19 protein-coding genes are annotated in these 17,083 nt (G+C 69.8%); 5 read left to right on the forward strand and 14 right to left on the reverse strand.

What is annotated here, in order from left to right; genetic code table 11:
- Window positions 1-823 precede the first annotated feature (823 nt).
- Window positions 824-1,096 carry a TetR-like C-terminal domain-containing protein gene (locus ACWEPL_RS31065; RefSeq protein WP_452438324.1) on the forward strand — a complete coding sequence of 91 codons (273 nt, stop codon included), beginning with the start codon at window positions 824-826 and terminating at the stop codon, window positions 1,094-1,096.
- A gap of 83 nt (window positions 1,097-1,179) precedes the next feature.
- On the opposite strand, the gene ACWEPL_RS31070 is transcribed toward ACWEPL_RS31065, so the two are convergent.
- The 4 genes from ACWEPL_RS31070 to ACWEPL_RS31085 form a co-directional block, all read right to left on the reverse strand.
- Window positions 1,180-1,377: a ferredoxin gene (locus tag ACWEPL_RS31070; protein WP_363981319.1), complete on the reverse strand. Its 198-nt coding sequence runs from the start codon at window positions 1,375-1,377 to the stop codon at window positions 1,180-1,182.
- Window positions 1,378-1,384: 7 nt separating this feature from the next.
- Window positions 1,385-2,608: a cytochrome P450 gene (locus ACWEPL_RS31075; protein ID WP_452438263.1), complete on the reverse strand. Its 1,224-nt coding sequence runs from the start codon at window positions 2,606-2,608 to the stop codon at window positions 1,385-1,387.
- Window positions 2,609-2,759: 151 nt separating this feature from the next.
- The gene (locus ACWEPL_RS31080) at window positions 2,760-3,857 is read right to left on the reverse strand and encodes a hypothetical protein (protein ID WP_452438264.1); all 1,098 of its coding nucleotides are present in this window, start codon (window positions 3,855-3,857) and stop codon (window positions 2,760-2,762) included.
- Window positions 3,858-3,968: 111 nt separating this feature from the next.
- A complete protein-coding gene (locus ACWEPL_RS31085; protein WP_452438265.1) occupies window positions 3,969-4,850 on the reverse strand; it encodes an RNA polymerase sigma-70 factor in 882 nt (293 codons plus the stop codon).
- Window positions 4,851-5,167: 317 nt separating this feature from the next.
- On the opposite strand from ACWEPL_RS31085, the gene ACWEPL_RS31090 reads away from it, so the two are divergent.
- The 3 genes from ACWEPL_RS31090 (at window position 5,168) to ACWEPL_RS31100 (ending at window position 7,593) form a co-directional block, all read left to right on the forward strand.
- Entirely contained in the window at window positions 5,168-6,019 is an 852-nt protein-coding gene (locus ACWEPL_RS31090) for an SDR family NAD(P)-dependent oxidoreductase (RefSeq protein ID WP_452438266.1), read from the forward strand.
- 51 nt (window positions 6,020-6,070) lie between these two features.
- Window positions 6,071-7,312 (forward strand): NAD(P)/FAD-dependent oxidoreductase, encoded by a 1,242-nt coding sequence (locus ACWEPL_RS31095; RefSeq protein WP_452438267.1) that lies wholly within the window; start codon window positions 6,071-6,073, stop codon window positions 7,310-7,312.
- A gap of 98 nt (window positions 7,313-7,410) precedes the next feature.
- Window positions 7,411-7,593, forward strand: coding sequence for a hypothetical protein (locus ACWEPL_RS31100; RefSeq protein WP_452438268.1), 183 nt, complete (start codon window positions 7,411-7,413; stop codon window positions 7,591-7,593).
- 148 nt (window positions 7,594-7,741) lie between these two features.
- On the opposite strand, the gene ACWEPL_RS31105 is transcribed toward ACWEPL_RS31100, so the two are convergent.
- From ACWEPL_RS31105 to ACWEPL_RS31145, 9 genes are all read right to left on the reverse strand, one after another.
- On the reverse strand, window positions 7,742-8,074 hold the full coding sequence (locus ACWEPL_RS31105) for a YnfA family protein (RefSeq protein ID WP_363981342.1): 333 nt from the start codon (window positions 8,072-8,074) through the stop codon (window positions 7,742-7,744).
- A 265-nt stretch (window positions 8,075-8,339) separates the two neighbouring features.
- Window positions 8,340-8,786, reverse strand: coding sequence for a MerR family transcriptional regulator (locus tag ACWEPL_RS31110; protein ID WP_363981345.1), 447 nt, complete (start codon window positions 8,784-8,786; stop codon window positions 8,340-8,342).
- A gap of 163 nt (window positions 8,787-8,949) precedes the next feature.
- Window positions 8,950-9,297, reverse strand: a complete 348-nt coding sequence (locus tag ACWEPL_RS31115) for a hypothetical protein (RefSeq protein WP_452438269.1) — start codon at window positions 9,295-9,297, stop codon at window positions 8,950-8,952.
- 484 nt (window positions 9,298-9,781) lie between these two features.
- On the reverse strand, window positions 9,782-10,534 hold the full coding sequence (locus ACWEPL_RS31120) for a hemerythrin domain-containing protein (protein ID WP_452438270.1): 753 nt from the start codon (window positions 10,532-10,534) through the stop codon (window positions 9,782-9,784).
- 178 nt (window positions 10,535-10,712) lie between these two features.
- The gene (locus ACWEPL_RS31125; RefSeq protein ID WP_452438271.1) at window positions 10,713-12,509 is read right to left on the reverse strand and encodes a multicopper oxidase family protein; all 1,797 of its coding nucleotides are present in this window, start codon (window positions 12,507-12,509) and stop codon (window positions 10,713-10,715) included.
- A gap of 178 nt (window positions 12,510-12,687) precedes the next feature.
- Window positions 12,688-13,956 carry an APC family permease gene (locus ACWEPL_RS31130; protein WP_452438272.1) on the reverse strand — a complete coding sequence of 423 codons (1,269 nt, stop codon included), beginning with the start codon at window positions 13,954-13,956 and terminating at the stop codon, window positions 12,688-12,690.
- A gap of 195 nt (window positions 13,957-14,151) precedes the next feature.
- Window positions 14,152-14,544, reverse strand: coding sequence for a VOC family protein (locus ACWEPL_RS31135; RefSeq protein ID WP_452438273.1), 393 nt, complete (start codon window positions 14,542-14,544; stop codon window positions 14,152-14,154).
- The gene (locus ACWEPL_RS31140; protein WP_363981362.1) at window positions 14,541-15,329 is read right to left on the reverse strand and encodes a metalloregulator ArsR/SmtB family transcription factor; all 789 of its coding nucleotides are present in this window, start codon (window positions 15,327-15,329) and stop codon (window positions 14,541-14,543) included. Before ACWEPL_RS31140 ends, ACWEPL_RS31135 begins: the two co-directional genes overlap by 4 nt.
- A gap of 15 nt (window positions 15,330-15,344) precedes the next feature.
- Entirely contained in the window at window positions 15,345-15,644 is a 300-nt protein-coding gene (locus ACWEPL_RS31145) for a DUF3703 domain-containing protein (RefSeq protein WP_452438274.1), read from the reverse strand.
- A gap of 62 nt (window positions 15,645-15,706) precedes the next feature.
- Between ACWEPL_RS31145 and ACWEPL_RS31150 the strand changes: the two genes are divergently transcribed.
- Window positions 15,707-15,889 carry a hypothetical protein gene (locus ACWEPL_RS31150; protein WP_452438275.1) on the forward strand — a complete coding sequence of 61 codons (183 nt, stop codon included), beginning with the start codon at window positions 15,707-15,709 and terminating at the stop codon, window positions 15,887-15,889.
- On the opposite strand, the gene ACWEPL_RS31155 is transcribed toward ACWEPL_RS31150, so the two are convergent.
- Window positions 15,879-17,060 carry a cytochrome P450 gene (locus ACWEPL_RS31155; protein ID WP_452438276.1) on the reverse strand — a complete coding sequence of 394 codons (1,182 nt, stop codon included), beginning with the start codon at window positions 17,058-17,060 and terminating at the stop codon, window positions 15,879-15,881. The two genes, ACWEPL_RS31150 and ACWEPL_RS31155, sit on opposite strands and share 11 nt — an antisense overlap.
- Window positions 17,061-17,083: the final 23 nt, after the last annotated feature.

The following is a 17,083-nucleotide window of genomic DNA, read 5'->3' on the forward strand; positions in this document are numbered from 1 at the left end:
GTGTCCCGCGAGGAGAACGAGACCGCGTTCTCGACCAGCTCAGCCAGCAGGTGCACCACGTCGGTGACGGCCTGGCCGGCGATGGCGACGTCCTCGCTTTGTGTCCGGCTGTCTACGGCGATCCCCGGTGTCCTACGGCTTCTCACGGCCAATACCGCGACCAAGTTTGGAAGGGGTGTGGCCGTGTCCCAAGCCGCTCACGCGGGCGACGGAGCCTAGGTCGATCTTGCCGTGGGCGACGGGATTGAACGGTTGTGGTTGGCGCGGGCGTTGATCCGCCTGCCTGGGCCGGCAATGCGTAAGGGCAGCAGTGAAGTCGTTCCGCGAGGCCAGGCAATCGGGATGTGGAGCCCGACGACACAACCGCTGGGAATGTGCGGCGACGCGTCGATCGTTATGCCGCGGCGGCCAGGTGAGAGAGCCTGTCTCCACGGATCACGACCAGTGGTAGCCCAGGTTTACGGCTAGTACGGCTACCGCAGTGGCGAAGAATCCGGCCCAATTCACGAGCTTGCGGGAGCCCACTCGCAGGTGCTCAAGACGCGCGCCGAGGAAGTACAACACAAGGCTGAAGGCGGCGAGTGTTCCCAGCATTGGCACGGCGAACCCGCCCAGCAGCCCCAAGGAGCCGGGCCGGCGTCGGCAAACACACCGTCTACCGCTGCTGGCCCTCTCGGGGGCTGCTGTTCCTCGACGCGGTCCTCAGCTTGAACACGGCAGGCCTGGACCACCCCCGACACCGGCGACATCGTGGCCGATCTACGCGAGGTGATGACCAGGGCCGCCGACCTGCTAGGCCGGGACACCCTGGGGCCAGGACCTCATCGGCGAAGCTCAGCACGATCCCGAGGTCGCCGCCGCACTCAACCGGCGTCTCATCGAGCCACAGACCGCCAACACCCTGGCTGGCCTCCGGGCCGCCAAGGACCAGGGTCAACTCGCTCCCGACTTCGATCTGGACCTGGCGTTCAAGGTCCTGTCTGGCCCCTTGTACTACCGGTTGCTGATCACACAGCAGCCGTTGACCCCCGACTACATCGACCGCGTACTCCATGCCCTCTTCGCCGGGTTGAGCCCCAGACCGCAACCGCGATAGCGGCACCTTGCCTCCGGCGCAGATGCGCTGGAGGCAAGGTGCCGACGTACGGGTACGGACGCGTAGTTCACCCGGGGTAGGGCTTACTCCTGCAGGATGGACAGGGCTCGGGAGGGGCACAGGGTGACGGCGTGGCGCGCCTGTGCGGCGCTCTGGTCGTCGAGGTGGTCGGTCAGCAGGGCCACGATCCCGTCGTCGTCCTGGTCGAAGACAGCCGGTTCGGTCAGGACGCACTGGCCGGAGCCGACGCAGAGACTAGTGTCCGCGTTGATGCGCATCATGTCCGGCCTACCAGGTGACCGGGAGTTCGTGAACGCCGTAGATGACGGCGTCGGACTTGAACGGCAGCTCCTCGGCCGGTGCGGCGAGCCGCAGGGTGGGGATACGGCGGAACAGCGTGTCGAAGACGATCTGCAGTTCCATCCGGGCCAGGTTCTGGCCGAGGCACTGGTGCGGGCCGAAGCCGAAGGCGATGTGGTGGCGGGCCCCGCGCTCGACATCCAGTTCGCCTGGGTCCTTGAACACGGCCGGGTCCCAGTTGGCCGACAGCATCGAGACGATGACGCCTTCGCCGGCCTTGATGCTCACCCCGCCGATCTCCACGTCTTCGGTGGCCAGCCGGGAGGTGACTCCGTCGGCGATGGTGAAGTAGCGCAGCAGTTCCTCCACTGCCATGGGTGTCCGGCCTGGGTTGCCCTTGACCACGGCCAGCTGCTTCGGATGGGAGAGCAGCCCGACCACGCCGAGCGAGATCATGTTCGCCGTGGTCTCGTGCCCGGCGGTCAGCAGCAGGAAGGCCAGGCTCACCAGGCCCGCGTGGTCGAGGGTGCCCTCCTGGCGTTGCCGGGCGATCTGCCGGCCGAACAGGTCGTCGCTGGGTTCGGACTCCTTGCGGGTGACCAGGTCGTCGATGTAGGCGCGCAGCTCGGCGAAGGCCCGCTGGCGGCCTTCCAGCGACGTCCGGCGCACCATCATGGTGGTACGGCTCTGGAAGAAGTCGTGGTCGGCGTACGGGACGCCGAGCATTTCGCAGATCACCAAGGAGGGCACCGGCAGGGACAGCGCCTGCACCAGGTCGACCGGCCGCTGGTCGGCGGCGAGCATGTCGTCGATGAAGTGGTCGACGATGTCCTGGATGCGCGGGCGCAGCGCGGCCAGCCGCTTCACGGTGAACTCGCCGATCACCGAGCGCCGGGCCGCGGAGTGTTCCGCGCCGTCCATGCCGAGCATCAACGGCGGCTGGTTGCGGAGCTGCCGCAGGGTCGCCGCATCGAGGGTGAAGAGCGGGAAGCCGTCCTTGCGCTTGTCGGAGGAGAAGCGGCCATCGATGAGGACGGCCCGGGCCTCCTCATGCCCGGACACCCACCATGCCTCTCCGCCGCTGGCCAGGCGGACCTTGCTGATCGGCGCCTGCTCGCGCAGTTGCTCGTAGGCGGCGGGCGGGGCGAACGGGCAGCCCCGTCCGACCGGCAATTCCAGACCGGCGAGTTCGTCGGCAACGCTCTTCGTCATGAATGACCTCCCAGTACTAGATCTGGCGGGATGTGTTCTGCTTGTGGCGGCCTCCGGAACCGGCGGTGTCCTGCGGAGGCCGAGAGTCGCCTGTCGCGCCACCGTCAGGTCCATGTCGCTCCAAGGCCGTGGGCCGGTTCGTCACCGGTGTTCATCGCAGGCTGAGCGGGGTCTCGGATTCGCTGGGGACAACATCTCCGGGTCGCGGACGCGTAGGAGAGGCCGGTGATGCGGCCGTCCTGGGAAGGTCCGCGGTGGCGGCACGGCGCACGCGCAGGCCGCCGGCCAGGCACAGCACGACACCGAGCGTGAGCCAGGTGACCAGGACGATGACGGAGTGGGTGACGCCGTGGCCGTCGAAGAAGGCGGTGGAGCGCAGCAACTGGCCACCCGCCCCGGGCGGCAGCAGCTGGCCAAGGACGCCGGACCAGCCGGGCAGCATTTCGGGCGCGGTCGCGGCACCTGACAGGGGATTGCCGATGAGCATCATGGCGACGGCGCCGAGACCGAAGCCCGCCACCCCGAACAGTGACTCCAGCCCGAGGATGCTCAGCGAGGTGGCCGCGATGGTCAGGGCGATGGCGCCGCTGTTGGCCCAGTACGCGCCGCCCAGCGAGCCGAGCCAGAACTGCAGGATCGCCGCCGCGGCCAGGCCGCCGGTGATTGCGGAGGCGAGCGCTCCGGTGACCCGGCGGGCGGTGCCGCGGACCAGTCTGGTCAGCAGGAGCGCGGCGAGCAGGCCTCCCATGACCAGGGGAAGGGCTCCGGCGGCCAGGCCGGCGCCGCGCGGGTCGTCGGCCGGCAAGGCGACGAGGTCACGGACGGCGACCGCCGTGCGGGTGCCCGATGCCTGCGCCTGGCTCAGCCCGGTCGCGACGCTCTGCAGGGTCTGGGCGACCGCAGTGCCGGCGGCGGTGGCCATGATGACCTGTGGGGTGCCGGAGCTGACGTCGATCGCCCCGTACACCTCCCGGTCGCGGATCAACCGCTCGGCGGCCGCGGTGCCGGCGACCTCGGTGATCTCGAAGCCGTCCGGTAGACGTCGGCCGAGAGCGGCGCTGACCTGCTCGACCGCGGCGGCCGGCCCGGCGACGGCGATCGGCACATCGTGTACCGACGAGCGCACCGACGGCCAGGCGAAGGCGATGAGCAGCACGGAGATGCCCGCCGTGAGCAGGACGACCGCCCTGGCCACCGTTAACCAGGGTGACTGTGGTGTGTCGGCTGCCAGCGGGGCCTGAACGGCCATATCTGCTCCTCGAATACAACGTTTGCGTGATTTACGTGATGACGGGGCGGGCCGGTACGCGGATGCCTTCGCCCGGAATGCTCCGCACTGCCGCGCGCGGCGGCCGACGGATTACTTCAGCGTGAGCGGGGTCTCGGATCCGATGCGGGTCAGCTTCTGCGGGTTGCGGACGTAGTAGAGGCCGGTGATGCGGGCGTCCTCGACCCGGGCCGCAATGACGCCGTCCATCTCGCCGTCCACGCACAGGAGAAGCGCCGGGTTGCCGTTGACCACGGTGGGCTCGCCGGTGAGCGCGATCTGGGCCTTGCCGAGACCGCTGACGATCATGCGGGCGACCTTGCCGGCGCCGATGATCGGCTGCGGCGCGGCCTGTTTGACGCCGCCGCCGTCGCTGATCAGGACGACCTCGGGGGCGAGCACGTCGAGCAGCCCCTGCAGGTCCCGGGTTTCTACCGCACGCTGGAACGACTCCAGCACCGCCCGGGTCTGGCTCGGGGAGACCACCTCCCGAGGGCGGCGGGCATCGACGTGCCGCCGGGCCCGGTGCGCGATCTGGCGCACGGTCGCCGGGGTCTTGCCGACCGCGGCCGAGATCTCGTCGTAGCTCACATCGAAGACCTCGCGCAGCACGAAGACGGCGCGCTCGGTCGGCGACAGCGTCTCCAGGACGAGCATCAGCGCCATCGACACACTCTCGGCGAGCTCGACGTCCTCGGCCACGTCCGGCGTGGTGAGCAGCGGCTCGGGCAGCCACGGGCCGACGTACGCCTCCTTGCGGCGCTTCAGGATGCGAAGCCGGTCGAGCGAGCGCCGGGTGGCGATCCGCACCAGGTAGGCGCGTTGGTCGGACACCTGCCCAAGGTCGACCTTGACCCACCGCAGCCAGGTCTCCTGCAGGGCGTCTTCGGCGTCGGCGGCCGAGCCGAGCATCTCGTAGGCGACGGTGAACAGCAGGTTGCGGTGGGCGAGGAACACCTCGGTTGCCGGGTCCATCCGGCCACCACCAGCCGTCGGCTCGGCTTTGCCCGTCGTCGCATCCCAGCGCCCGTTCATACCTGGCTCCTGCCTGTTCACCCGCAACTCCTGCTCCATGCACAAGGCGTCGGCAACCACCGCGGTGTGACACCCGCGATCGGTGACACATGTCACACGACCGCGCTGTCACAAAGTTCCGGGCGCTCACGCCACGTGGTCGTCAGGACGCCGCGCGAACGATATGCGCGGCACACAACTTCCCGAGCGATCACTTCGGCCCCATGGCGCGGTGACCGCCGCGCAACCGCCACCGCAGAAAGAACGGAAAGGACATCATGAGCAAGGTCTGGTTCGTCACCGGTTCGTCTCGCGGCCTGGGCCGCAACTTCGTCGAGGCGGCCCTGTCCCGGGGTGACAAGGTGGCCGCGACCGCGCGGACCATCGGAAGCTTTGACGAGCTGGTCGCCGCCTACGGCGGGGCGGTGCTTCCGTTGGAGCTGGACGTGACCGACAAGGCCGCCGTATTCGAGAGCGTGAAGCGGGCCGGGGAGCACTTCGGCCGTCTCGACGTCATCGTGAACAACGCCGGCTACGCCTATGTCGGCGCGATCGAGGAAATGACCGAGCAGCAGTTGCGCGACCAGCTGGAGACCAACGTGTTCGGCGCGGTGTGGGTGATCCAGGCCGCGCTGCCGTACCTGCGTGAGCAGGGTGCAGGGCACATCATCCAGCTGTCCTCGGCGGCCGGGCTCATGGCGTTCCCGCTCAGCGGCGCCTACAGCGCCTCCAAGTGGGCCCTGGAAGCCGTGAACGAATCCCTCGCCCACGAGGTCGCCGACTTCGGCATCAAGGTGACCGTGATCGAGCCCGGCGGCTTCGCCACCAGGTCCGGCAAGAACCCCGATCCCCTCAACAACGGCCACCTGGCCGAGCCCAACCCGGTCTACGACGCTCTTCGCCAGCGCATCGCCGCGTTCGCGGGCAAGCAGCCCGCCGGTGACCCGGCCGCCGCGGCCCAGGCACTCCTCAAGCTCGTCGACTCCGGCAATCCGCCCCTGCGGGTGCTGTTCGGGCAGGGCTTCTACCCGATGCTCCAGCAGGTCTACGCCGACCGGCTCAAGACCTGGGCCGACTGGCAGGACCTTTCGGCGCAGGCGCACGGCAACCTCGATCAAGAAGATCGCTGACCCAGGGCCGAGCCGACTCACCAGAAGCAAGCGAACCGACAGGAGCACCACATGAAGCACCGCATCGTCGTCCTCGGCGCCGGCTATGCCGGGGCCTACGTGGCCGGGAACCTGGCCCGCCGGCTGTCCCCGGCGGACACCGAGATCACCGTGGTCAACGCCGTGCCGGACTTTGTCCAGCGAATGCGGCTGCACCAGCTCGCGGCGGGCCGCGACATCGAAGCTCCGAAACTCGCCGACGTCTTCGCGGGCACGGGGATACGGCTGCGCCTGGCCCGGGTCACCGCCGTCGACCCCGAGCGCCAAGTCGTCGCCGTGGCCGACACCGACACCGACGGCGTTGTCGGCGGCGAGCTCGGCTACGACACGCTTGTCTACGCGCTCGGCAGTCACGGCGCCGACCACGGCGTCCCCGGCGCGGCCGAGCACGCCTTCGACGTCGCCGCCCGGCCATCGGCGCTGCGCCTGCGCGAGCGCCTGGACAGGCGGGGCGAGGGCGGGAGGGTGGTGGTCGTCGGCGACGGGTTGACCGGTATCGAGGCCGCCACCGAGATCGCCGAATCCCGGCCCGGCCTGTCGGTGGCGCTCATCGCCCGCGGCGAGCTGGGTGCCCGGCTCTCCGCCGGAGCCCGCGGCCACCTGCGCCGGGCCTGCGACCGGCTGGGTGTCACCGTCCTGGAGCACACCCGCGTCGAAGCCGTCGAAGCGACGCGGGTGCTGTGCGCCGACGGCACCGCCCTGGCGTCCGACGCGACCGTGTGGACGGCCGGGTTCGGGGTCAGCCCCATCGCCGCCGCCGGCGGGCTGGAGGTCACCGAGAACGGTCAGATCGTCGTCGATCGCACCATGCGGTCGGTCTCGCACCCGAACGTGTACGCCATCGGCGACAGCGCCTATGCCATCGGCGACAACGGCCGGCCGTTGCCGATGTCCTGCGCGTCGGCCGGCTATACCGGCCGGCAGGCTATCGAGGCGATCGTGGGACGCCTGACCGGCCGCAAGATTGCGAAGACCAAGCTGGTCTACACGTACAACCACATCAGCCTCGGACGGCGAGACGGGATCCTGCAGACGGTCAACGACGAAGGGCAGGCAAAGCCGAAGTACCAGGGCGGCCGGAAGCCCGCACGGATCAAGGCGGGCATCCTCAAGGTGGCGCTGTGGGCCACCTCGCACCCCACCTACGGCATGCCCACGCGCAAGCACCGCCTGGCCGCCGCGCCGGACGCGGCCCGTCGAGAAGGCGCTCGCGTAATCGCCTCACGTGGCCCGCGTGCACAGCACCGCCACTGATCGATTGAGCACCGGTCGGTTCGAGGCCAGCCGGAACGAACCGGCTGGCCTCGCGGCCGTACCGGCTGCTGGGCTCCGCCGCCGACGTCGAAGACGCCGTGCAGGACGCGTTCCTGCACTGGCATGCCGACCGGCAGTGGATCAAGGTGCCGGAAGCATGGCTGACCAAGGTCATCACCAACCTGTGCCTCGATGGCACCCGCCCTGCAGGTCGAGCCGACGGGGCGGGTGCCGTCGAGGTGGCCGGCGAGCTGGTCCCATTGGGAGTAGTAGCGGGCTGACTGGGTCTTGCCCACACCTGGGGCGCCGAAGCAGAGACCGACGTAGCGCAGGGATCCCGGACCCGAGGGGACGGGAGATCTTGGACCTAAACAAGATCGTTGACATCTGAAGCGTCTAGGGCCCCGCTGACCACGCGCCGGGATCGGCTCAGCCGCGCGGCGCGTACATGATCATCAGGACTCCCACCAGGCAGACGAGCGCGCCGATGACATCCCAGCGATCGGGACGAAACCCGTCGACGGCCATGCCCCACGCCAGCGATCCGGCGACGAACACGCCGCCGTAGGCGGCCAGGATGCGGCCGAAGTTCGCGTCCGGCTGGAGAGTGGCGACGAATCCGTACAGGCCCAGCGCGATGATGCCGGCCCCGATCCACAGCACACCGCGCTGCTCGCGTACGCCCTGCCAGATCAGCCATGCCCCGCCGATCTCGGCGAGCGCGGCCAGGGCGAACAGCACCAACGAGCGGACGATCGTCATGACCGGTAGTACAGCGCATCCCCGTGAGAGGGTTTGCGCCGGGTCGACGCCGATGTCGTCATAGCTCAGCAGTCGCAGCCGCTCCCGCCGCAGTCACAGCCTTTCTCGGTGGCAGTCGCACGCGAGGCGCGGCGGCGATGCAGCCGCCATATGCCGCCGGCGGCGGCGATCAGCAGCACGGCCATGGCCGGCAGGGTCTGCTTGGCCAGGGCGGCGCCGGAGATGGTGAGGGGAACAGCGGTGGTCGTGATGGGTGCTCACGTGGTCAGTTCTCATTGGAGGCGCGGCTTGCGGCCAGATCGGCGAACGGCAGTGGGCAGTCGGGGCAGGTGCAGTTGGTCAGGTTGTCGCACCCGGCGCTGACCACCTGGGTCAGTGCCTCCCGGATGGTGGTCAAGTCGGCGATTCGTGCGTCCACCTCGGTGATCTTGGCCAGGGCGCGGGCGCGGAGGTCCGGGGTGGGGTGGCCGGGCCGGCCGGTGTCGATCAGCTCGGCCACCTCCGCCAGGGTGAAGCCGAGCCGCTGGGCGGCTTTGATCACGGTCAGCAGGGTGACGGTTTCGGGCGGGTAGGCGCGGTGCCCGCCGGGGCTGCGCGCCGGTTCGGCGATCAGCCCGCGGCGTTCGTAGTAGCGCAGGGTCTGGAGGTTGATTCCGGCCTGCTCGGCCACCTGTCCGCTGCGCAGGTACGGCCCGTCGATGTCCTGTCTCACGCTGATCGCCCCGCTGCGGCGGGTGCGTTCGCGCGGCTGTCCTCGAAGGCAGGCCCGGCCTCCACCAAATGCGCGGCTCCAGGGGCCGGCAGCGCGCGCAACTCTTCACGCGTGATGCGATCCATCACTTTCCGTCCCTTGAGGGCTTGGAGGGGCGTCTTCGTCATGCGGAGGCCGCCGCGCCCGCGCGGGCCTGCAGCGCGTCCAGCACCTCGGCCTGCTCCGGCGGCACCGCCACCTCCAGCGCCAGGCTTCCGGCGGAGATGGCGAGGGTGAAGGTGAAGAACGAGCAGCAACTGTTCTCCCGCGCCGTCAGCTCGGCGGCGTGGGCGGCATTGTCCGGGGTGAAGACGAGCTCCAGGCGTAGCCGGGTGTGTTCCGGCCGGGACAGGGCCTGCACCGCCTCGGCGAACAAGGCGTCGAACTCGGCCACCCGCAGTGGCCGCTCGGCGGTGGGCAAGGTGCAGGCTGAGGGCACCCATTCCTGGTCAAGGGCAATGTCGTGAGTCATGCCTCGACGGTAAGCCTGTACCTAGGTATCGGATGCAAGCCCCCGAGCGACCTTTGTGCGTTTCGGCCGACGGGGCTCCGATTTGCCGGCGGGTGTCGCTGTGCGAGGTGCGTGCGGCGGGCACAGGTATGGGGTCCACGGCGCGCAGGTCTGCCGGGTGTCCGACTTGCGAGGCTGCCATGGCGGCGCTGGTCGGTGAGTTCGTCCACAGTCGGGCAAGCACGTGGAAGTCGCCGAGGCTCGGGGTCAGTGTGCGAGCCGGTCTCGTACCGCGTTTTCGATGAGGACGGGAAGATATGCGTCCGTGCCGGGTGTGGCAGCGCTGGCGGAGGACCGCAGGGCGTTGCTGGAGCTGGCGCGGAAGGTGCTGCCCGAGGCGGAACGGCCATCAGGGGCTGTTTGAGCCCTTGAACGTGGCTATTGCCTCAGCGCGCCTGCGCCCGGCGAGTCTTGGACTCGTCTTCAACGTCCGGCCGGGAAATCGTCATACGCGGGGTGTGAACTGGTTCAGGTCGTAGATGCGGAGCGTCTTTTCGATGTCGGCGACCTGCGCGACGATGCCGGTGAAGCCGGCCGCGCCGAAGCGGCGGTGTTCCTCGTCCTCGAAGGTCTCGGCCATCTGGACGAATTCCCTGGGCGGGATGACGTCCCGCATGGCGGGGAAGACGACGGTGTCCTCGCGGGCCTCGTGTGGCTCGTACATGCGGATGAAGGCGGCCAGGTTCGTGACCAGGTCGCGACGGGACTGCTGGGGTGTGGGTTTGGCGGTGGCGTTCAGGATGCGGCCGGTCAGGACGCGTCCGCGCTGGTGCTGCTGGAGCAGCACCGAGACGGTGTCGGTGAGTTTGCCGGCCTTGACCAGGCGCGGGAAGACGTACCGTTCTTCGAGTCGCTCGTGGTATTCCTCGATGAAGGTTCGGATGATGCCGGCCCCGGCGTGCAGGGCTTGTTGGGGGACCTGTTCGCCGGCGTTGATCCGGCGGATGCCCTCCCGGTAGATCAACAGGACGCGTTTGAGGACCCCGTGTTCCCTCATGAGGTCCTCCGGCGGCGTGACCGGCACCTCTTGCGTCTGCTCCTGGCTGGGGGCAGGTGTGGGCGTTGCGGCGCTGCCGGCTTGTCGTGAGGTGCCGCATCCGGTCAGCACCGCCGAGCCGCAGGCCAGGGCGATGGGCAGGCCGATCATTTCGCGGCGGCGCACGATCGGTGTTTCGCGGTCGGCCCTTGCTTCGTCCATGGCGTTCGGCACTCCGTCTCCTGGCCAGTCCGACGCGGTCCGGCTGGACGGCATCACGCCGGATGCCTGCCCGGTCGCCGGTGATCCGATGCGATGACGTGGGTAATGCTTGCCTCGGCTTGGCCGGTCGCGCGTTGGCCGCCGGGTGTGGGCCCGACAGGGATGAAGCTCACCGGTTCTACGAGATGATCTGCCAGGGGCGCATGATCTCGTTGTCCTCGTGTTCCAGCATGTGGCAGTGCTGGATGTAGGTGGCGGGGAACGCGGTGCCCGTGCCGGGGATGCCGTCGATGGGCGGGGGAACGTCGAAGCGCAGGACGATCCGGGTGACCATGCCGGGAAGGGTGACGACGGTGTCCTTCCAGCCCTCCTCCTCGGCTGCCGGGGGCGTCACCGGGCCGTTGAGGTGGCGGGCGAGGGCGGGTTTGGCCGCAGGCGGGCGTCCCCGCGCGATCCAGGCCTGGTACGCCTTCAGGTAGGCGGGCGCGTCGAAGCGCTGCCGGTTGAGGAGTTGGAACTGGACGAGGTGCACGTGCATGGGGTGGCCGTCGCCGGAGGTGTTGATGTACTCCCAGATCTCGGTGGTGCCCACCCTGGGGAAGTCCTCGATGGGGTCGTCGAAGAGCCGTTGGTTGATGGCCAGGTGGGTGGATTTGTGGTGGGCGTCGCGGTCGGCGGTGATGACGAACTGCCGTCGGGGCAGGCCGGACGTGGGCCGTAGTGGTGTGATCGGCCGCAGCGACAGCCGTTCCGGCGGCGCGCTCGGGTCGGGGCCCGAGAGTTTCTTGCTCACCTGGAGCTGCATGATCTCGGGCATGGGGACGTTCATCCCGCCCTGCGGGAAGGGGGTGGCGGCGTCGTTCATCATGGTGATTTGCGAGACTTGTGGCGCGTCGGTGAGGTCGAGGATGAGGTCCGCCCGCATCGCCGGGCCGAGCAGGAGGCTGGTCAGCCGCAGTGGGGCGGCGCGGAAGCCGCCGTCGGTGCCGATCAGCCAGAACGGCCTCCGCGTGCCGCCATCCTGGAACCACAGGTGGAAGAAGCGCTGGTTGGAGCCGTTGAGGAGGCGCAGCCGGTAGCGGCGCGGCTCGACGGCCAGGTACGGGTAGGCCTTGCCGTTGACCACCGGGACGGCGCCGAAGAAGTTCGGATTCCACTTGGGGTGGTACGGCGTTGGCCCCCTGTCGGGGTAGGACAGGGCGCCGCCGGAGGTGAGGTTGCGATCCTGCAGGACCAGCGGCACCTCGTAGTCGCCGGACGGCAGCGGCAGGCCATCTTCGAGCGAGTCGCGGATCAGATAGAGGCCGGCCAGCCCGGCGTAGATGTTCAGCCTGGTGATGGCCATCGCGTGGTCGTGGTACCAGAGCATGGTGGCCGGCTGACGGCTGGTGTAGGCGTAGACGGTCTCGTTGGGGCGGGCGCCCTGAAGGCTGGCGTAGGCGGGGCCGTGCAGGCCGTCCGGGGTGAACCACGCCTCGGGATGGCCGTCGGACTGCGGTGGGTTGAAGGCGCCGTGCAGGTGAGGGACGGCCCAGACGTTCCTGCCCGAAGGGAAGTCCTGCGGCATCCGGCCACCGGGCGGGTCGGGCGGGTCCCCGGGAACGTTGCGCCACAAGGTGACGTCGACCGCCGGCTGCAGGAGGTGCGTGGTGGGCAGATGGTTGCGGAAGCGGACCACCACCGGGCGGTTCCGTCGCGCTACCAGCGTCGGCCCCAGGTAGCCCAGGCCGATCGGTCCGTCTTCGCCCGCGGCCCAATATCCCCAGGCCTGCCCGGCCGGCAGGTCACGGTGGAAACGCCAGGGAGCCTGCAGCATCGTCAGCTCGTAGTAGTCCGCCCCGGGGTATGCCGACCGCTGCGGCTCCGGTATCGGCAGGCGCGGCACCGCGTCGACGTACTTGGCCAGGGGCATCTCCCCATCGAGCGGCGTGGCGCGACTCAAGCCGGTGACGGCCACCCCCGCACCCACGGTCACGCGTGCGAATTGCCTCCTGGTCAACTCCACCGTGCTCACCCCCTCGCCATCGCGGCACCGTCGGCCTATCCCACTTGTCAGGGTCTGTTACTTTCCGTAGCCTGCTGACTACTTCCCCTCATGCGGACATGCATCCAAAAGTGCGCATCACGGTCACACGGCTCGCAGGGTCTCGAACTTAGGCGGGTTGCTTGATCGCCCGTCGTAGGCCGTATGTGGCGGCGCCAACGGTCAGCACCGCTACTCCCGCGATCACTGAGGAAAGCGGCAAGGCGAAAGCGAGAATCAAACAGCCGGCCAAGCCGACGGCGGGTATCAGCGGCACGGGGCGGCCCTCGCCGGGTGTGAGGGTCCAGGCGCTGGCGTTGGCGATGGCGTAGTAGACCAGCACGCCGAAGGAGGAGAAGCCGATCGCGCCGCGCAGGTCAGCCGTACCGGCCAGGATCGCCACGATGACGCCGATGACCAGCTCGGCGCGGTGGGGGACCTTGAAGCGGGGGTGGACGGCGGCCAGCGCGTGCGGCAGGTGCCGGTCGCGGGCCATGGCCAGCGTGGTGCGGGAGACGCCCAGGATCAGCGCCAGCAGCGAGCCGGTCGCGGCCACCGCCGCGCCCACGCTGACCAGCGGCGCCAGGGCGGGCAGCCCGGCGGCGCGAACGGCCTCGGCCAACGGAGCGGTCGCCCGGCCCAGACCTGTGCTGCCCAGCACGGTCAGCGCCGCCACCGCGACCGCTGCGTACACCACCAGGGTCAGGCCGAGCGCGAGCGGGATGGCCCGGGGAATCGTACGGGCCGGGTCGCGGACCTCCTCGCCCAGCGTGGCGATGCGGGCATACCCGGCGAAGGCAAAGAACAGCAGACCTGCCGCCTGCAGCGTCCCGGCGACAGTGGCACCAGGGGCCACATCCAAGCGTGTGGCGTCCGCGGCACCGGAGGTGAGGCAGACGATCGCGACCGCGGCCAGCACGGCCACCACCACGGCGACGATCGCCCTGGTCAGCCAGACCGTCTTGTGCATCCCGGCGTAGTTGACCGCGGTGAGCGCCACTACGGCGGTCACCGCGACAGCGTGCGCGTGCTCCGGCCAGAGGTAGGAGCCGACGGTCAGCGCCATCGCCGCACACGAGGCTGTCTTGCCGACCACGAATCCCCATCCGGCCAGGTAGCCCCAGAAGTCCCCTAGCCGCTCGCGCCCGTAGACGTAGGTGCCGCCGGAGGCGGGATAGCGCGCGGCCAGGCGAGCCGAGGAGGTCGCGTTGCAGTAGGCCACCACCGCGGCGAGCGCCAGCCCGAGCAGCAGCCCCGAACCGGCCGCGCGGGCCGCCGGCGCGAAGGCGGCGAAGACGCCGGCGCCGATCATCGAGCCGAGTCCGATGACGACCGCGTCGGCCAGGCCCAGGCGGCGCTCCAGTTGCCCCTGACCGGTGGGGGCGGGTGTGCCTGCCACGGCGACCTCCCATGGGAACGGATCCCGGTATCGGGTCACGAGACTGCTTGGCTGGGGGCGCGGCGTTGTGCACGCCGACGAACAGCATCCCGGACGCGGTGGACTCTGATCTCGGTGCGTGCGGTGAGCCGGTCGGTGGCCGACGGGCTCACCCATGGGGCATATGGCTTCGGGCCCGTTGTTCAGAGGCGTCGCTCAGGACGCGGGCCGATGGGCTGGCTGGAACAGTTCGATCAGGTTGCCGGCGGGGTCGGCGAGCAGGATCTGGCGCCCGCCGGGGCCGGAGACCACGTCGCTGTGGAACGACAGGCTCGCGTCGCGCAGCCGGGCGATCTCGGTGTCCAGGTCGTCGACGATCAGGTGGATGCGGTTGCGGCCCGCGCCTGCGGCCTGGTCGGGGGTGGCACGGGCACCGGAGCTGGTGGGCCCGGACAGCAACAGCCGCAGCGGCCCGCGTACCACGTCGGCGAAAGCGGGCGCCGCGCTGAAGTTAAGGGTGAAGCCGAGGTGAGTGGTGTAGAAGTCGATGGCCGCTTGGACGTCGTCGACGATGTAACGGACACTGGCGACCTGGTCGGCTGCTGTCATGGCTGGACCTCCCGGTGCGGGGTGGGCAAAAGGATGGGTTGCAGGTATCGGATGCGGCGGTCGATCTCCGCGGCTGTACGGTCGAAGGCGGGATAGCTGTCCCGGGCCGTGTTGTCGCCGTTGGCGGCGGCGGGGTCGGGGATGCTCCAGTGCAGGCGTTGCGGGTGGTCGTCGAAGTCGCGGCAGACCTCGCGGACCTTGTCGCACAGGCTGATCACATAGTCGAAGGGGCGGCCGGTCATCGTGTCCAGGTGCCGTGGGCGCTGGTCGGCGATGTCGATGCCGTACTGCCGGCGCAGCACCCGCACGGCGTTGGGGTGCAGGTGCGTTTTGGGGTGACTGCCGGCGCTGGTCACCTCGGCGCGGTTGCCGACGCGGTGGCGCAGCAGGGCCTCGGCGATGGGTGAACGGGCGCTGTTACCGGTGCACATGAACAGCACAGAAGGCACCGCCGATGTTCCTGCCGCTTTCGCCGGCTCGGCGGGGAGCAGACGCAGCGCGGGATGCAGGGCGGCACCGGCGGCGGCCATTGCGTGCGCACATTGCTCCAGGTCCAGGTGGTAGTAGCTGTCGCGGCCGTCGAAGCTGCTGCGGCGGGCCTCGACCAGCCCGGCCGAGCGCAGGAGCCGCAGATGATAGGAGACCAGGTTCTGCGGCTGGCCGAGCAGGGTGACGAGTTCCCGCACGCGCAGATCGCTGCGCGCCAGTTCGCTCAGGAGCTGCCAGCGCACCTCATGGGCGGCCAACCGGACGAACGGCGGCGGAACAGCTTGACCGGGCACCATGCTCTGGATAATACATCAAACTGGTTTGATGGAATTTGGTGGGTGCGCTGACATCACCGAGGACCGTTCATCGCAGGCCGCAGCGTCAGTTGGTGGCCTGTAGCAGCAGGGCCAGGTCCTCCGGGTCACTTGGCCGATCGCCTCACGCCGGTCACGTCGGCGTACGGCGAGGACGAACGTGGCGACATGGTTAGCGGTGTGCGGCCAGGGCCACGGCTGGGAGATGACGTGCGCCCGTTCCAGGTGCCGCCAGCGCGCCGCATCGTCGGTGGTGGTGCGGGCGGCGCGCATCTCGAAGCGGTAGGCGGCGGGCATCGGGCGGGCATCGGGCGGCCGATCATAGGGAACCCTCTGAGATAGGCGAGCAGCAGCCGTCGGTGCAGGCGCCGGCCGCGATCGGCAGGAGTGTCCTGCCTGCCGGGGCGAGCGGTGCGGCGACCGGTTGCGGAGTCGGCTGCGGGGCTGTACGCGCGGTGCGGATCGCGGCGGCCATCTTGGGATACATCCGGCCGAAGACCGGCCGCCGTACGGTCGTCTTCACCATGGTCGTCACCAGGTGACGGGCAGGGCGGTGAGGCCGCCGGTGAGCACGTTCGGGTTGAAGGTCAGCTCCTCCACCGCGCAGCCGAGCTTCAGGGTGGGGAAGTGGGCGACGAGCTGGGAGAAGACGACCTGCAGCTCGATGCGGGCCAGTGGCGCGCCGATGCAGTAGCGGGCGCCGTGGCCGAAGGTCAGGTGCGACGCCGGCGGCCGGTCGAGATTGAAGCGGTCGGGGTTGGCGAAGACGGCGGCGTCGTGGTTGGCCGCGCCGGTGTCCAGCAGCACCAGGTCCCCGGCTCGGACGTGGGCTCCGGCGATCTCCAGGTCGGTGCGGGCGTAGCGGGGGATGCCGCTGCCACCCAGACCAGGCGCGCGCAGAATCTCTTCCACGGCAGCGTCGATCCGGGATGGGTCGTCCACGAGGGCCTGCCACTGGCCGGGGGTGGTCAGCAGCCACAGCGCACCGTTACCGATCACGGTGACCGTGGTCTCGTGCCCGGCGAACAGCAGAGTCATGCCCATCGCGGCGGCATCGTCGTCGCTGACGCCGTCGGTGGCGGCCAGCCGGGAGATCACATCGGCGTCCATTTCCCCTGCGGCGCGCTTGCGGGCCACCAATTGCTGCCCGTAGCTGAACAGTTCGGCCAGCCCCTGCTCGGAGCGGGCCCGGTCGGTGATGTCGGCGGCAGCCTGCGTCCAGGCGCGAAACTGCGCCCGGTCCTCGAACGGGACGCCGAGGAGTTCGCAGATGACCGCGATCGGCAGCGGCAGGGCGAGCGCGGCGTGCAGGTCGGCAGGTGGACCGGCGGCGGCCATCTCGTCCAGCAGGTTCGCCGTGAGCGTCTCGACCCGGCCGCGCAGCGCGCGCATGCGCTTGGGCGAGAAATGCGGCTGCAGCAGCGAGCGCATCCGCCGGTGGTCGGCCTGCTCGGTGTCGAAGTCGCCCAGCGGGCCGCCGAACAGTGCTGACTCGCCGGTGCGGGAGGCGCGCTCGGGCTCGCGGTGGGCGCGGCCGAGCCGGTCGTCATCCAGCAGAGCGCGTACCTGCTCATAGTCGGTCACCAGCCAGGCCGGGTCGCCGACGGCGGTGCGGATGGCGTGGATCGGGCCTTGGGCCTGCAGCCGGCGCAGCAGCGGCGCCGGCTGCATCGGGCCGGGCTGCTGGAACGGCAGCCGGACGGGTTCGGACACGACTCCCCCCAAGAGGTAGACGC

It is taken from the genome of Nonomuraea sp. NPDC004186 (assembly GCF_053603495.1).

What these genes read in the sequence shown, in the direction of transcription:
- ACWEPL_RS31120 (WP_452438270.1), bottom strand. Translation starts at nt 10,534, where the DNA reads ATGGACGAAGCAAGGGCCGACCGCGAAACACCGATCGTGCGCCGCCGC.
- ACWEPL_RS31140 (WP_363981362.1), bottom strand. Translation starts at nt 15,329, where the DNA reads ATGGTGCCCGGTCAAGCTGTTCCGCCGCCGTTCGTCCGGTTGGCCGCC.
- ACWEPL_RS31080 (WP_452438264.1), bottom strand. Translation starts at nt 3,857, where the DNA reads ATGGCCGTTCAGGCCCCGCTGGCAGCCGACACACCACAGTCACCCTGG.
- ACWEPL_RS31070 (WP_363981319.1), bottom strand. Translation starts at nt 1,377, where the DNA reads ATGATGCGCATCAACGCGGACACTAGTCTCTGCGTCGGCTCCGGCCAG.
- ACWEPL_RS31075 (WP_452438263.1), bottom strand. Translation starts at nt 2,608, where the DNA reads ATGACGAAGAGCGTTGCCGACGAACTCGCCGGTCTGGAATTGCCGGTC.
- ACWEPL_RS31115 (WP_452438269.1), bottom strand. Translation starts at nt 9,297, where the DNA reads ATGACTCACGACATTGCCCTTGACCAGGAATGGGTGCCCTCAGCCTGC.
- ACWEPL_RS31145 (WP_452438274.1), bottom strand. Translation starts at nt 15,644, where the DNA reads ATGCCCGCCGCCTACCGCTTCGAGATGCGCGCCGCCCGCACCACCACC.
- ACWEPL_RS31105 (WP_363981342.1), bottom strand. Translation starts at nt 8,074, where the DNA reads ATGACGATCGTCCGCTCGTTGGTGCTGTTCGCCCTGGCCGCGCTCGCC.
- ACWEPL_RS31090 (WP_452438266.1), top strand. Translation starts at nt 5,168, where the DNA reads ATGAGCAAGGTCTGGTTCGTCACCGGTTCGTCTCGCGGCCTGGGCCGC.
- ACWEPL_RS31085 (WP_452438265.1), bottom strand. Translation starts at nt 4,850, where the DNA reads ATGGACCCGGCAACCGAGGTGTTCCTCGCCCACCGCAACCTGCTGTTC.
- ACWEPL_RS31135 (WP_452438273.1), bottom strand. Translation starts at nt 14,544, where the DNA reads ATGACAGCAGCCGACCAGGTCGCCAGTGTCCGTTACATCGTCGACGAC.
- ACWEPL_RS31095 (WP_452438267.1), top strand. Translation starts at nt 6,071, where the DNA reads ATGAAGCACCGCATCGTCGTCCTCGGCGCCGGCTATGCCGGGGCCTAC.